Origin of the sequence: Streptomyces sp. NPDC005017 (assembly GCF_042873115.1) — a bacterium.
In the GTDB taxonomy this organism is placed as follows: Bacteria; Actinomycetota; Actinomycetes; order Streptomycetales; family Streptomycetaceae; genus Streptomyces.
Genome location: NZ_JBIALD010000031.1, coordinates 40,186 through 53,890, shown reverse-complemented (window position 1 = coordinate 53,890; position 13,705 = coordinate 40,186). Strand labels below are relative to the sequence as shown.

Here is a 13,705-nt window from a genome sequence, read left to right as displayed (position 1 = left end):
CACCGCACAGCCGAGAGCCGGGACGGGTCCCCCCGCCCCGGCTCTCCTGTCGTACCGGGCCTTACGCCACGAAGGTCCTGGGCGCCTCGGCACCCGCCGTCGCCCCGCTCTCCACCAGCCGGGCCGCCGCGGCCAGCCGTACCGCCGCCTCCTCCGCGAGGGCTCCGCCGACGGTGAACGGCAGCCGCACATAGCCCTCGAACGCGCCGTCGACCCCGAAGCGCGGCCCGGACGGCACACGTACGCCGACCCGCTCCCCCGCCTCGGCGAGCCGCGACCCCGACAGGCCACCGGCGCGCACCCAGAGGGTCAGACCGCCCTGCGGCACCTCGAACTCCCAGTCCGGCAGCTCCCGCCGGACCGCCGTGACCAGCGCGTCCCGGTTCTCCCTCGCCTGGGCCCGGCGCACCTCGACGGCGGACTCCCAGCCGCCGGTGCTGAACAGCCAGTTCACGGCGAGCTGCTCCAGCACGGGCGTGCCCAGGTCGGCGTAGGCGCGGGCGGCGACCAGGCTGCGGATGACGTCCGGGGCGGCGCGCACCCAGCCGATGCGCATACCGGCCCAGAAGGCCTTGCTGGCCGAGCCGACGGTGATCACGGTCGATCCGGCGGGGTCGAAGCCGCACACGGGACGCGGCATGGCCGCGGCGATCCCCTCGTCCAGCCACAGCTCGGTCATCGTCTCGTCGGCGACCAGCACGGTCCCGGCCGAGCGGGCGGCCTCCACCAGCTGACGGCGCTGGTCCTCGTCGGCCAGGGCACCGGTCGGGTTGTGGAAGTCGGCGACGACGTACGCGATGCGCGGCGCGGCCTCGCGCAGGACCTGGCGCCAGCGGTCCACGTCCCAGCCGGTGAGCCCCTCGGCCATCGCGACGGGTACCAGGCGGGCCCCGGCCTCCCGCATGAGCTGGAGGATGTTGGCGTAGGAGGGCGACTCGACCGCGATGCGCTCCCCTCGGCCGCCGAAGAGATGGCAGATGGCGTCGATGGCGCCCATCGCGCCGGTCGTCACCATGATCTGCTCGGGCATGGTCGGGATGCCGCGCGCGCTGTACCGCTCGGCGATCATCGTGCGCAGCGCGGGCAGCCCGGCGGGGTAGTCGCCGTGCGTGTGGGCGTACGGCGGCAGCTCCTCCAGGGCGCCCTGCACGGCGCGGGTGAGCCAGGGTTCGGGGGCGGGCAGGGCGGCGCAGCCGAGGTCGATCACCGAGCCGAGCGCCTCGGGCGGCAGCGGCTCCAGGCCCCGCGCGGGCAGCGGGTTCCCGGCGGGCACGGCGGTCCAGCTGCCCGCGCCGCGCCGGGACTCCAGGAAGCCCTCGGCGCGCAGCGCCTCGTAGGCGCCCGCGACGGTGGTGCGGCTGACGGACAGCGAGAGGGCGAGTTCCCTTTCGGCGGGCAGCCGGGCGGCCACCGGGACGCGGCCCTCCAGCACCAGCAGCCGGATGCCGTCGGCGAGGGCTCGGTAGGCGGGCGGGCGGCGGGTGCCGGGGCCCGCGGGGCGCTCCTGCTGCGACTTGAGGAGCCGGGCGAGCTGGGCCGCCCCGACGGCGGAGGTCCACTGGGCCATGCTTTTCAGTCCACCTTCCCGGAATTGGCCATGGATGGCGCTGGTTCCCAAGCCACAGAGTGTCATGCGCCAGGCCACTTCCACCACCGGGGGGACATCTTGCACACGAGAGGCGCCACGCGGAGCGGGCTCGTCCGCCGCCTGATCCAGCTCTACACCGGCCTCGCCCTGTACGGCGCCAGCTCCGCCCTCCTGGTGGAGTCGGGCCTGGGACTGGAGCCGTGGAACGTCCTGCACCAGGGTCTGGCCGAGCTGACCGGCCTGACGATCGGCGTGGTGTCGATCGTCGTGGGCGCGGCGGTGCTGCTGCTGTGGATCCCGCTGCGCCAGCGGCCGGGGCTCGGCACGGTCTCCAACGTCTTCGTGGTGGGCATCGCCATGGACGCCACCCTCGCGGCCCTCCCCGAGGTCCACGGGCTGACCGTCAGTGTGCCCCTGATGCTGGCCGGCGTCCTGCTCAACGGTGTCGCCACCGGCCTGTACATCGCCGCCCGCTTCGGCCCCGGTCCGCGCGACGGGCTGATGACCGGACTGCACCGGCGCACCGGCCGCTCGATCCGGCTGATGCGCACCGCGATCGAGGTCGCGGTCGTGGTGTCCGGCTTCGCGCTGGGCGGCACCATCGGCGTCGGCACGCTGTTCTACGCGCTGTCCATCGGCCCGCTGGCCCAGTTCTTCCTGCGTGTCTTCGCCGTTCCCCCGGCATCGGACGGCAGCACGGTCGTTGCCACCGGTCAACCCCGAGGAGCCATACTGCGTCCGTGACCAGCACCCGTATACGCCACCCGTACCTCGACCACCCCGGCCCCATACCGTTCGCCCACCGCGGCGGGGCGGCCGACGGCCTGGAGAACACCACCCTCCAGTTCCGGCGCGCGGTCGAGCTGGGCTACCGGTACATCGAGACGGACGTCCACGCCACGCGGGACGGCAGCATCGTGGCCTTCCACGACTCGACGCTGGACCGGGTGACCGACGGGGCGGGGCGGATCGGGGACCTGACCCTGGCCGAGGTCCGGCGCGCGCGGGTGGCGGGGCAGGAACCGGTGCCGCTGTTCGAGGAGCTCCTGAAGGAGTTCCCGCAGGTGCGCTGGAACGTCGACCTCAAGGCGGAGCCGGCGCTGCGCCCGTTCCTGGAGCTGATCGACCGCACCGACGCCTGGGACCGGATCTGCGTCGGGTCCTTCTCCGAGGCGCGGGTGGTGCGTGCACAGCGGCTGGCCGGACCGCGCCTGGCCACCTCGTACGGCACACGCGGGGTGCTGAACCTGCGGCTGCGCTCCTGGGGCGTGCCCGCGGCACTGCGCGCCTCGGCGGTCGCGGCGCAGGTTCCGGAGTCCCAGTCGGGCGTCAAGGTGGTCGACCACCGCTTCGTCCACGCGGCCCACGCGCGCGGCCTCCAGGTGCATGTGTGGACGATCAACGAACCCGAGCGGATGCACAGGCTCCTGGACCTCGGTGTCGATGGCATCATGACCGATCACATCGACACACTGCGCAAGGTCATGGAGGACCGGGGCGTCTGGGTCTGACGCCCCGGACGGCGCCCGCGCGCGGCGTGAGCACCTGGAAGCGAGGGCGCGCGTGGGGACCGACACCGTGGGGACGGCGGCCGTCGACGAGGCCGCGGACCGGCGGCGCGAACAGCGCGGCTGGTACTTCTACGACTGGGCGTGCTCGGTCTACTCGACCAGTGTGCTCACCGTGTTCCTCGGCCCCTATCTGACCTCGGTGGCCGAGAACGCGGCGGGCGCCGACGGGTTCGTGCACCCGCTCGGCATCCCGGTGCGCGCGGGGGCTTTCTTCCCCTACGCCGTGTCCCTGTCGGTGATCGTCTCAGTGCTGGCCATGCCGCTGGTGGGCGCCGCCGCGGACCGCACCGGCCGCAAGAAGCCGCTGCTGGGGGTGGCCGCGTACATCGGGGCCGGGGCGACGGCCGGGATGTTCTTCCTGGACGGCGACCGTTATCTGCTCGGCGGCGCCCTGCTGATCGTCGCGAACGCCGCGCAGTCCGTGGCGATGATGCTCTACAACTCCTATCTGCCGCAGATCGCCACCCCCGAGGAGCGGGACAGGGTCTCCTCGCGGGGCTGGGCGTTCGGCTACGCGGCCGGCGCCCTGGTGCTGGTCGCCGATCTCGTCCTCTATCTCGCCCACGACAGCTTCGGCCTGTCCGAGGGCATGGCGGTACGGATCTGCCTGGCCTCGGCCGGCCTGTGGTGGGGCGCCTTCGCGCTGATCCCGCTGCGCCGGCTGCGCGACCGCCGCACCCCGGTGCGTGAGGCGACCGCCCCAGGCCTGAGGCAGCTGGCCGCCACGGTCCGCGACATGCGCCGCCATCCGCTGACGCTGGGCTTCCTGCTGGCCTATCTGGTCTACAACGACGGTATCCAGACGGTGATCTCCCAGGCCTCGGTCTACGGCTCGGAGGAGCTGGGCCTGGAGCAGTCGACGCTCATCACGGCGGTACTGCTCGTCCAGGTGCTCGCGGTGGCGGGCGCGCTGGGACTGGGCCGACTGGCTCGTGTCTACGGGGCCAAGCGGACGATCCTCGGGTCGCTGGTCGCCTGGACGGTCACCCTGGCCGCGGGCTACTTCCTGCCCGCCGGCCAGCCGGTGTGGTTCTTCGTGCTGGCGGCCGGGATCGGGCTGGTCCTGGGTGGGAGCCAGGCGCTGTCCCGCTCGCTGTTCTCCCACCTCGTCCCGCCCGGCAAGGAGGCCGAGTACTTCTCGGCCTACGAGCTGAGCGACCGCGGGATGAGCTGGCTGGGGCCGCTGCTGTTCGGGCTGACGTTCCAGCTGACAGGCAGTTACCGGGACGCGATCATCTCGCTCGTCGCCTTCTTCGTCCTGGGATTCGTCCTGCTCGCGCGGGTTCCGGTACACCGGGCGATCAGCGACGCGGGCAATCCCGTTCCCGAGAAGATTTAGCACTCAGGGCGAAAGGGCGGTAGTGTACGCCTTTGGCCTGCCAGGCGTACCGTTACTGCGCGTCAAAGATTCAGAAACGCCGGGTGACATCTCCTAGCAGAGGTGACAAACCGGGCGCCGGTGGGTACTGCACTGATTGACAAGGCTGCGGCTACGACGGCGACGCACGACCCGGAACGGGAAACGGGACGGGAATCTTTACCGCCGACCGGACGTTGACCGGATGACGACGACAGCGACACCTGTCCTGTGGGCGACAAGCCCGGGAGGCACGATTCATGAGTGAGCGAGCTCTTCGCGGCACGCGCCTCGTGGTGACCAGCTACGAGACGGACCGCGGCATCGACCTGGCCCCACGCCAGGCCGTGGAGTACGCATGCGAGAAGGGGCACCGGTTCGAGATGCCCTTCTCGGTCGAGGCGGAGATCCCGCCGGAGTGGGAGTGCAAGGTCTGCGGGGCCCCCGCACTCCTCGTGGACGGCGACGGCCCTGAAGAGAAGAAGGCCAAGCCCGCGCGTACGCACTGGGACATGCTGATGGAGCGGCGCACCCGTGAGGAACTCGAAGAGGTCCTCGAGGAGCGCCTGGCGGTTCTCCGCTCCGGGGCGATGAACATCGCCGTTCACCCCCGGGACAGCCGCAAGTCCGCATAGGTCCCGGCGGACCAGGCTGCGGCAGCGCATGCCGACAATGACCGCGGGCGCCGTACGTTTCGACGTACGGCGCCCGCGGTCTGCGCATGCCCGGACCGGACACCGTATGTCCGGAAGTGGGAAGTCTCGGCGAACATGCGTAGGGCCCCCGGTGACCGGGGGCCCTACGCGTGTTCGGTGCCTCAGCGCGTCAGTGGCGGGCGCGGTTCCTGCGGGGTGCCCCCGCCCGGCTCGTCCCGGATGACCTCGCCCTGGACGACCTTGCCGTCGGGGCGGTGCATACGGGCCTGCTGGAAGGCGTCCCCGAGGCTGCCCGCGCCGGCCGTGCGCAGCTTGCGCTCGAAGGTGCGCTCCGCGGAGCGGCCGACGGCCTTCTGCACCACGGGGATCAGCAGGAGCAGGCCGAACACGTCGGAGATCAGCCCCGGCAGCATCAGCAGCAGGCCGCCCAGCATCATCCAGCCGTTGCCACCGCCGCCCGTGGGGGTGCCGCCGCGCTGCACCGCCTCGTTCAGGTTCTGGAACGCCCGGCGGCCGGCCCGCTTGACGACCGCCGCGCCGAGCAGGAAGCCGGCGAGCAGCAGCAGGAACACGGCGAACCCGCCGGCCGCGTCCGCGACCACGGTGAGCAGCCAGACCTCCAGGACCAGCCATACGGCGAGGCCCAGCGGCAGGAACCTGCGCAGCCGGGACCGGCGGGGCCTCGCCGGCTGGGTCGGGGTCGGGGCACCTGTTGTCATGCGTCCAGTGTGCCTCTACGCGGCTCAGGCCGGGATAAGCCCGGCGAGGGGTTGTCGACGTCGGCGGGATCCAGACGGCGGCGGCTACGGCCGTCGCTTGTGCACGACCTTGCCGACCCGCTCCCCCACGCCCCAGGTCGTCACCCGCCACAGCGCCTCGACCAGGATGTCCCGGCTCATCTTGGAGTCGCCCAGCTCGCGTTCCACGAAGGTGATGGGCACCTCGACGACGTGGTAGCCCGCCCTGACCGTGCGGCGGGCCAGGTCGACCTGGAAGCAGTAGCCCTGCGAGGCGACCTCCTCCAGGCCGAGCCCTTCGAGGGTCTCGCGGCGGAAGGCGCGGTAGCCGCCGGTCACGTCCCGGATCGGGACGTCCAGCAGGACACGGGAGTAGAGGCTGCCGCCCCGGGAGATGAACTCACGGGTCCGCGGCCAGTTCACCACGCGCCCGCCGGGCACCCAGCGCGACCCGAGGACCAGGTCCGCGCCCCTGAGGGCGGTCAGCAGCCGGGGCAGTTCCTCGGGCTGGTGGGAGCCGTCGGCGTCCATCTCGATCAGCACGCCGTAGTCCCGCTCCAGACCCCAGCGGAAGCCCGCGAGGTAGGCGGCGCCGAGGCCCTCCTTGCCCTTGCGGTGCAGTACGTGGACCTGTTCGTCGCCCGCGGCCAGTTCGTCGGCCAGCTTGCCGGTGCCGTCGGGGCTGTTGTCGTCGGCCACGAGGACGTGCGCCGCGGGCACCGCCGCCCGCACCCGCCCCACGATCGACTTGATGTTCTCCGCCTCGTTGTAGGTCGGAATGATCACCAAGGCCGTACCGAGCGGGCCGAAACGCCTGCCCTGGAGCTGTCCCGCCCCGGTCGCGTCGCCGTCGTTCACTGCTGCCCCTTCGTGTCCGTGCGCAGGCGTCCACCATAGTGGCCGCGTCCTGCGATGACGTGACTGGCGTTCGTATGCTCGTGGCGATGTCACGAGAGCGGCCGGGCCGGCGGGGCAGCGGAGGGGGCCCGGGCGGCCTGCGGGCCGGCCTGGGATCCGGCGGGGCAGCGGATGGGGGCCCGGCGCCCTTCGGGCCGGCCTGGGACCCGCTGGCGGCGGATCGACCGAGAGCCGTTGTCTACTGAGCGTCCGGGCCCCACCCGGGTCACACCTCCCGACCGGCCGGAACGTTCTCTCGCCGCTGCGCGGGCGCTGGGCCTGGCTCCCGGTGGCGGTGCCGTGCGGTGCACCGTCCTGACCCAGCGGCGGGGCGGCGAGTGTGCGAACGTGCCCCGGTCGGGCGTCCTGTGGTGGACTCGCAGAACCTACCCGCCCCGGGCCGCGGCCTGTCAACAGCCCTTTGACCTGCGCATCCACGCCGGGTGGGCGAGGTGGCGGGGAGGACGCGCAGGTGGGACGGCGGGCGGCGGGCAGGGTCCGGGGACCGCCCGCCGCCGCAGATCACTCGCCCGGCCGTACGTAGACGGTCCGCCCGCCGACGACCGTGCTCAGGCAGACCGGCAGCTCACGGCCGGGGGTCAGGTCGGGCAGGCCGGGGGTGCCGGAGCGGGGGTCGGTGGACCAGCGGGCGACCCGGTCGTCGGGGGCCTGCACCACCAGTTCGCCGGTGCGCCACACGGCGTAGTCCGCGGGGGCGCCCGGCACCAGGACGCCGGCGTCGTCCCGGCCGATCGCCCGCCAGCCGCCGCGCGTGTGGGCGGTGAAGGCGGCACGCACGGAGACACGGTGTTCGGGCGTGCGGTGGAAGGCTGCGGCACGGACCGTGCCCCAGGGGTCGAGCGGGGTGACCGGGCTGTCGGAGCCGAGGGCGAGCGGGACACCGGCCCGCAGCAGGGCGGCGTACGGGTTCAGGGTGCGGGCGCGCTCGGCGCCCAGCCGCCGCGCGTACATGCCGTCCTCGCCGCCCCACAGCGCGTCGAAGGCGGGCTGCACGGACGCGGTCAGGCCCAGCTCGGCGAACGCCGCGATGTCCTCGGGGGTAAGCATCTCGGCGTGTTCGACGCGGTGCCGGGCGGCCCGGACACGATCGAGCCCCACCTTCTCGGCTGCGGCGCGCACGCCCTCCACGACGGCACCGACCGCGGCGTCGCCGATGGCGTGGAAGCCCGCCTGGAGTCCGCCCTCGGTGCAGGCGACCACATGGGTGGCCACGTCCGACGCGTCGAGGTAGGCGGTGCCGGTGTGGCCCGCGTCGGCGTACGGCTGGTGCAGACACGCCGTGTGGGAGCCGAGGGCGCCGTCCACGAACAGGTCGCCCGCGGCCCCGGCCGCGCCCAGCTCACGCGCCCTGGTGACGTCCCGCTCCGCCCAGTAGCCGACGACCCGCGGGCCGGGCTGTTCGGCGGCCAGTCGCAGCAGGCCGGTGAAGTCGTCCTCGGAGGAGATCTCCGGGCCACCGCACTCGTGGACGGAGCCGATGCCGAGGGAGGCCGCGTGCGCGAGGGCCGCCCGCTGGGCCCCGGCCCGCTGCGCCCCGGTGACCGAGGACAGCGCGGTGGCCCGCACGGCGTGATGGGCGTCGGCGGTGAGGGGGCCGTCCGGGCGGCCGGCGCCGGGGGTCATGTCCAGCAGCGCGGTGGTGACGACCGCCGAGTGGACGTCGATCCGGGAGAGGTACAGCGGGCGTCCCCCGGTGGCCTCGTCCAGTTCCGCGCGCGTCGGGGGACGGCCGCCGGGCCAGCGGGCGGCGTCCCAGCCGTGGCCCAGCAGGACCCGGTCGCCGGGACGCGCGGCGGCGAACTCGCGCACCAGCGCGAGGGCGGCCTCCAGCGAAGGGGTCCCGGACAGGTCGAGTCCGGTCAGGGCCAGGCCGGTGGCCGTGGTGTGCACATGCGCGTCGGTGAACGCGGGGGTGACCAGCGCCCCGTCCAGGTCGACCACCTCGTCGACCCCGTCGGCGAAGGCGTCGGCCGCGCCCTCCGAGCCGACCCACGCGACCTGGCCGCGCTCGACGACCATGGCGGTGGCGAAGGGGTCGGCGGGGCTGTGGACCTCTCCTCGGCGGAGCAGGACGGTCTTCGGCGGGGCGGGGCGCTCACTCATGGGGAACAGTCTCGCGCCTCGGACGGACCGCCCCGCACGCAGGGCGCCGGACACGCCTCACGTCCGGAGAACCGGGCAGGGCCGGGGACCGCCGTACGCCGGGAGCGGGGGGTGGGAGCAGCGGGCCGGGAGCCGGGGCTCGGGTGCGTCCGCGACCGCCGTACACGGGGAGCGGGGGTGGGAGCAGCGGGCCGGGGTGTGTCCGCGGCCGCCGTACGCCCGTGGGCCCCGTCGTCAGATCCGCGGCGGTCGTGCCTCGTACGGCGTGGACAGCACGACCGTCGTGCGCGTCGAGACCCCGGCCAGCGAACGGACGCGGGCCAGCAGGCCCTCCAGCTCGTGGGGCGTGGCCACACGGACCTTGATGATGTAGTTCTCGTCGCCCGCGACGCTGTGGCACGCCTCGATCTCGGGCACGCCGACGAGCCGGTCGGCGATGTCGTCGGGGGCGCTGGGGTCGAAGGGTTTGACCGAGATGAAGGCGGTCATGGGCAGCCCGACGGCCTCGGGGTCCACCACGGCCGCGTAACCGCGGATGACACCGCGCTGCTCCAGCCGGCGCACCCGCTGGTGCACGGCCGACGTGGACAGGCCCGTGGCCTTGCCGAGGTCTGTGTAGCTCATCCGCCCGTCCTTGACGAGCAGCTGCACGATCTGACGGTCCAGCTCCTCCATGGCGCAAGAACCTACAGTGCGCTTGATCTCCTCGGATACCTCGACAGCCGTGGTCATGCCCGGTTCGTGATCTGGCAGAGGCTCGGCGGAGCTCCGCCGGAGCGGGCAGGGGGCGGATCCGGAGCGGATAGGGGACCCCGACACGCCGTTTTCCTGCACTTTCGAACGCCGTGTGACGAACACCACAGGCCCGGGGTGACGTCCGTGATGCTGTCGTGATTACCCCCGATGCCGGACGGGAAGTGCTTGCTGTGGTCGAGGCCGCAGTGCCTTCACGGCCCAGCCCGAGGGGGAGAACCCATGCAGAGTCTTAAGCGTCCTGGTCGTACCGCGCCCAAGCGGCAGCAGCCGGTCGTCGAGCCCGCTCCGGAGGGCGTCGAATCCGACGTCTTCGGCGATGACTTCGACGACACGTACGACACCTTCGAGATGTTCCGGGTGATCTGCCCGGACTGCGCGCAGCCCATCGCGCTCCTGGCGGACGAGGAGTCCCTGCCGGAGCACGCGCTGTGCGCGTCGCCGTGGAACCCGTTCGGGCTCACGGTGTGCCCGGGAACCGGCCGCGGCGCCACCGAGGCCCGGCCGGCCGACGAGACCTTCGAGCCGCAGGAGCAGGACACCGCGCTGCTGCTGACGCTCCCGCAGGGACTCGACTGGCGGATGCAGCCCTTCTCGCACGTCGGCGGGCCGGGCTCGCGCCCGATGCGGGTCCCCTCGATGCGGCGCCAGGCCGCCTGAGCCGCGTTCTTCGCGTTCTTCGCGTTCAGCACCGGTAACCGCCCCGCACCACGGCTCGCGGACCGCCGTGGTGCGGGTTCGGTGTGTCCGCAGCCGGGCGAGGGGGCGAAAGCCGACTGTGCCCGCGGCCAGGTGAGGGTGGCCGAGCCCAGGGGCCGGTGTGCCGTTTCCTCGACTGCCCAGGCGCGTCAGGGCGCCGCACGGCGGCTCCGACGCCGGACGGGGGCGAGCAGCGAGGCTCCGGGGAACGACCGCACGCGTGTACGCCCGCGACTCGCGGATGAGTCACTCGTGAAGGCGCGGCCGGGCGGGCCGACCGTGACCCCTGGCCCTCCCGCGGCGTTGGACCGGTATGACCCCCACCCGTACCGCCACCGGGCGTCAGCTCCGATCCTTCGTGCCGACCCTGGCGGAATCGGTTCCGCTGCCGCCGCCGATGGCCGCGGCGCCGCCGCCCGCGGATCCGCCCATCTACCGCGATCTGATGCGCGCCTGGGCCAGTCGCGGCCGCACCCTGCCGGGGCGCCACGACCCCGAGTGGGTGCGGCTCGCGGCGCCCGTGGTGCGGCCCGGTCAGTTCAGCGGGTCTCCGGACCCGCGAGGTGACGGGCGATGACCACCCGCTGGATCTGGTTGGTGCCCTCGACGATCTGAAGCACCTTCGCCTCGCGCATGAACCGCTCGGCCGGGAAGTCGGCGGTGAAGCCGTAGCCGCCGAGCACCTGGACGGCGTCGGTGGTGACCTTCATGGCGGTGTCCGTGCAGTGCAGCTTGGCCATGGCCGCCTGCTTGGCGAAGGGCAGCCCGGCGTCGCGCAGCCGTGCCGCCGACAGGTACAGCGCGCGACCGGCCTCGATCTGGGTGGCCATGTCGGCGAGCACGAACCGCAGGCCCTGGAAGTCGGCGATCGGACGGCCGAACTGGCGGCGCTCCTTCGCGTACGCCACGGCCTCGTCGAGGGCGGCCTGGGCGACGCCTATGGCGCAGGCCGCGATGCCGAGGCGCCCGGAGTCGAGCGCGGACAGGGCGATGGAGAAGCCCTGGCCCTCCTCGCCGATGCGGCGGCTGTCGGGGACGCGGACGCCGTCGAGGTGGACCTGGGCGGTGGGCGAGCCCTTCATGCCCATCTTCTTCTCCGGCGCGGCCGCGCTCAGCCCCTCGGCGTCGCCGGGCACCAGGAACGCGGTGATGCCGCGCGCCCCGTCCTCGCCGGTGCGGGCCATCACGGTGTAGAAGTCGGCGATGCCGCCGTGGGTGATCCACGCCTTGGTGCCGCTGATCACCCAGTCGTCGCCGTCGCGCACGGCCTTGGTGCGCAGCGAGGCGGCGTCGGAGCCGGAGGCGGGCTCGGAGAGGCAGTAGGCGCCGAGCAGACCGCCGCCGAGCATGGCGGGCAGGTGCTCGGTCTGCTGCTCCTTGGTGCCGTAGGCGGCGAGCCCGTAGGAGGCGAGGGTGTGGACGCTGACGCCGAGACCGACCGTGAGCCGGGCCATCGCGAGCTCTTCGAGGACCTGGAGGTAGACCTCGTAGGGCTGCTCGCCGCCGCCGTACTCGGCGTCGTAGGGCAGGCCGAGCAGGCCCGAGCGGGAGAGCAGGGTGAAGGTCTCACGGGGGAAGATCCCGGCGTCCTCCTCCTCGGCCGCCGCCGGAGCGATCTCGCGCTGCGCGATGTCACGGACGAGCGAGATCAGATCCCGGGCCTCGTCCGTGGGCAGTTGACGGTCCACCGGCTGCGGGGCGCGGTCGGGCATGGCGACGCTCTCCTCCCTGTCGGGCACGGGCGGTCCGGCCCGTCGTGTGGGCGGCACCGCCTGGTCTGGCTGGGTGCCGGTCGATGCTCGCAGTTCCGGGTCTCGGAAGGCTGCTGACCAGCGGCTCGGCGCTGTGAGTATGCCCGATCGGCGGCCTCGAGTCACTGGTTAACGAGCGCTTACTTCTGGTAATCCCACAGCCTACGGGATTGGTACGCACCATTGACGCAGTGGTCTAGTCCTCCTACGGTGTCGGATCACCGGCATTTATCGCGTCCATGCCAATAGGGCAGCCCTGCCCATGGGCGGCCGTGCCGGCGCATGTCCCCCTCTCCCCCACGAGGAGACACCGATGCGAACTCCCCTGCGTACCCTCGTCGCCGCGCTCTGTAGCGGCGCGCTCGGCGCCGGACTGCTGGCCGGCGCGGGCACCGCCACCGCGACGACGACCGCCCCCGCGGCCGGGGCCGCCGTCGGCTCGAAGGTCGTCGGCTACTTCACCGAATGGGGCACCTATGACCGCAAGTACTTCGTCAAGAACATCGAGACCTCCGGCTCCGGCTCCAGGCTGACCCACATCAACTACGCCTTCGGCAACGTCACCGGCGGCAAGTGCGTGATGGGCGACGGCTACGCCGCCACCGACCGCGCCTACACCGCCGCCGAGTCGGTGGACGGCGTGGCCGACACCTGGGACCAGCCGCTGCGCGGCAACTTCAACCAGCTGCGCAAGCTCAAGAAGAAGCACCCCGGCCTCAAGGTCCTCTGGTCCTTCGGCGGCTGGAACTGGTCCGGCGGCTTCGGCGAGGCGGCCCGCAACCCGGCGGCCTTCGCCCAGTCCTGCTACGACCTGGTCGAGAACTCCAAGTGGCGGGACGTCTTCGACGGCATCGACATCGACTGGGAGTACCCCAACGCCTGCGGCGCGAGCTGCGACACCAGCGGCCGGGCGGCCTTCAGGAACCTGATGCAGGCCGTGCGCGCCAAGTTCGGCTCCGGCAACCTGGTCACCGCCGCGATCACCGCCGACGCCACCGCCGGCGGCAAGATCGACGCCGCCGACTACGCGGGTGCAGCGCAGTACGTCAACTGGTACAACCCGATGACGTACGACTACTTCGGCGCCTGGGACGCCGCGGGCCCCACCGCCCCGCACTCGCCGCTGAACTCCTACAGCGGCATCCCGAAGGCCGGCCTGTACACCTCGGCGACCATCGCCAAGCTCAGGGGCCTCGGCATCCCGGCCTCCAAGCTGCTGCTCGGCATCGGCTTCTACGGCCGCGGCTGGACCGGTGTGACCAAGGCGGCGCCGGGCGGCACCGCGACGGGTCCGGCGGCGGGCACGTACGAGCAGGGCATCGAGGACTACAAGGTCCTCAGGACCAAGTGCCCGGTGACCGGCACGGTCGGCGGCACCGCGTACGCCAAGTGCGGCAGCAACTGGTGGAGTTACGACACCCCGGCGACCATCGCGGGGAAGATGGCCTACAAGAACGGCCAGGGCCTCGGCGGCACTTTCTTCTGGGAGCTGAGCGGGGACACCGCGAACGGTGAGCTGATCCGCGCGATCAACTGACCCTGTTCCGGGGCGGGGTGGGGCGGGAGCGACTC

At 72.8% G+C, this 13,705-nt stretch carries 12 protein-coding genes; 6 read left to right on the top strand and 6 right to left on the bottom strand.

Going from position 1 to position 13,705, the window contains the following annotated elements; translation table 11 throughout:
• Positions 1–61: 61 nt before the first annotated feature.
• Entirely contained in the window at positions 62–1,567 is a 1,506-nt protein-coding gene (locus tag ACFYR0_RS32955) for a PLP-dependent aminotransferase family protein (RefSeq protein ID WP_389336417.1), read from the bottom strand.
• Positions 1,568–1,708: 141 nt separating this feature from the next.
• Between ACFYR0_RS32955 and ACFYR0_RS32950 the strand changes: the two genes are divergently transcribed.
• From ACFYR0_RS32950 to ACFYR0_RS32935, 4 genes are all read left to right on the top strand, one after another.
• Complete coding sequence (locus tag ACFYR0_RS32950; RefSeq protein ID WP_389336500.1) at positions 1,709–2,332, top strand: YitT family protein; 624 nt, start codon at positions 1,709–1,711, stop codon at positions 2,330–2,332.
• The gene (locus tag ACFYR0_RS32945) at positions 2,329–3,099 is read left to right on the top strand and encodes a glycerophosphodiester phosphodiesterase (protein WP_389336414.1); all 771 of its coding nucleotides are present in this window, start codon (positions 2,329–2,331) and stop codon (positions 3,097–3,099) included. The genes ACFYR0_RS32950 and ACFYR0_RS32945 overlap by 4 nt, the downstream gene beginning before the upstream one ends.
• Before the next feature lie 52 nt (positions 3,100–3,151).
• Positions 3,152–4,498 (top strand): MFS transporter, encoded by a 1,347-nt coding sequence (locus tag ACFYR0_RS32940; RefSeq protein WP_389336411.1) that lies wholly within the window; start codon positions 3,152–3,154, stop codon positions 4,496–4,498.
• A gap of 278 nt (positions 4,499–4,776) precedes the next feature.
• On the top strand, positions 4,777–5,151 hold the full coding sequence (locus ACFYR0_RS32935; RefSeq protein ID WP_009187548.1) for an RNA polymerase-binding protein RbpA: 375 nt from the start codon (positions 4,777–4,779) through the stop codon (positions 5,149–5,151).
• Between the two features lie 182 nt (positions 5,152–5,333).
• On the opposite strand, the gene fxsA is transcribed toward ACFYR0_RS32935, so the two are convergent.
• The 4 genes from fxsA to ACFYR0_RS32915 form a co-directional block, all read right to left on the bottom strand.
• Entirely contained in the window at positions 5,334–5,891 is a 558-nt protein-coding gene (gene fxsA / locus ACFYR0_RS32930) for an FxsA family membrane protein (RefSeq protein WP_389336408.1), read from the bottom strand.
• An 84-nt stretch (positions 5,892–5,975) separates the two neighbouring features.
• A complete protein-coding gene (locus tag ACFYR0_RS32925) occupies positions 5,976–6,767 on the bottom strand; it encodes a polyprenol monophosphomannose synthase (RefSeq protein ID WP_389336405.1) in 792 nt (263 codons plus the stop codon).
• Between the two features lie 561 nt (positions 6,768–7,328).
• Positions 7,329–8,930, bottom strand: a complete 1,602-nt coding sequence (locus tag ACFYR0_RS32920; protein ID WP_389336402.1) for an amidohydrolase — start codon at positions 8,928–8,930, stop codon at positions 7,329–7,331.
• A gap of 234 nt (positions 8,931–9,164) precedes the next feature.
• Positions 9,165–9,605: an Lrp/AsnC family transcriptional regulator gene (locus tag ACFYR0_RS32915; protein WP_386384404.1), complete on the bottom strand. Its 441-nt coding sequence runs from the start codon at positions 9,603–9,605 to the stop codon at positions 9,165–9,167.
• Between the two features lie 300 nt (positions 9,606–9,905).
• Here ACFYR0_RS32915 and ACFYR0_RS32910 point away from each other — a divergent pair, with 300 nt between their 5' ends.
• A complete protein-coding gene (locus tag ACFYR0_RS32910) occupies positions 9,906–10,343 on the top strand; it encodes a hypothetical protein (RefSeq protein WP_389336399.1) in 438 nt (145 codons plus the stop codon).
• Positions 10,344–10,921: 578 nt separating this feature from the next.
• Here ACFYR0_RS32910 and ACFYR0_RS32905 read toward each other — a convergent pair.
• Entirely contained in the window at positions 10,922–12,094 is a 1,173-nt protein-coding gene (locus tag ACFYR0_RS32905; RefSeq protein WP_389336396.1) for an acyl-CoA dehydrogenase family protein, read from the bottom strand.
• A 352-nt stretch (positions 12,095–12,446) separates the two neighbouring features.
• On the opposite strand from ACFYR0_RS32905, the gene ACFYR0_RS32900 reads away from it, so the two are divergent.
• Complete coding sequence (locus ACFYR0_RS32900) at positions 12,447–13,670, top strand: glycoside hydrolase family 18 protein (RefSeq protein WP_389336393.1); 1,224 nt, start codon at positions 12,447–12,449, stop codon at positions 13,668–13,670.
• Positions 13,671–13,705 lie beyond the last annotated feature (35 nt).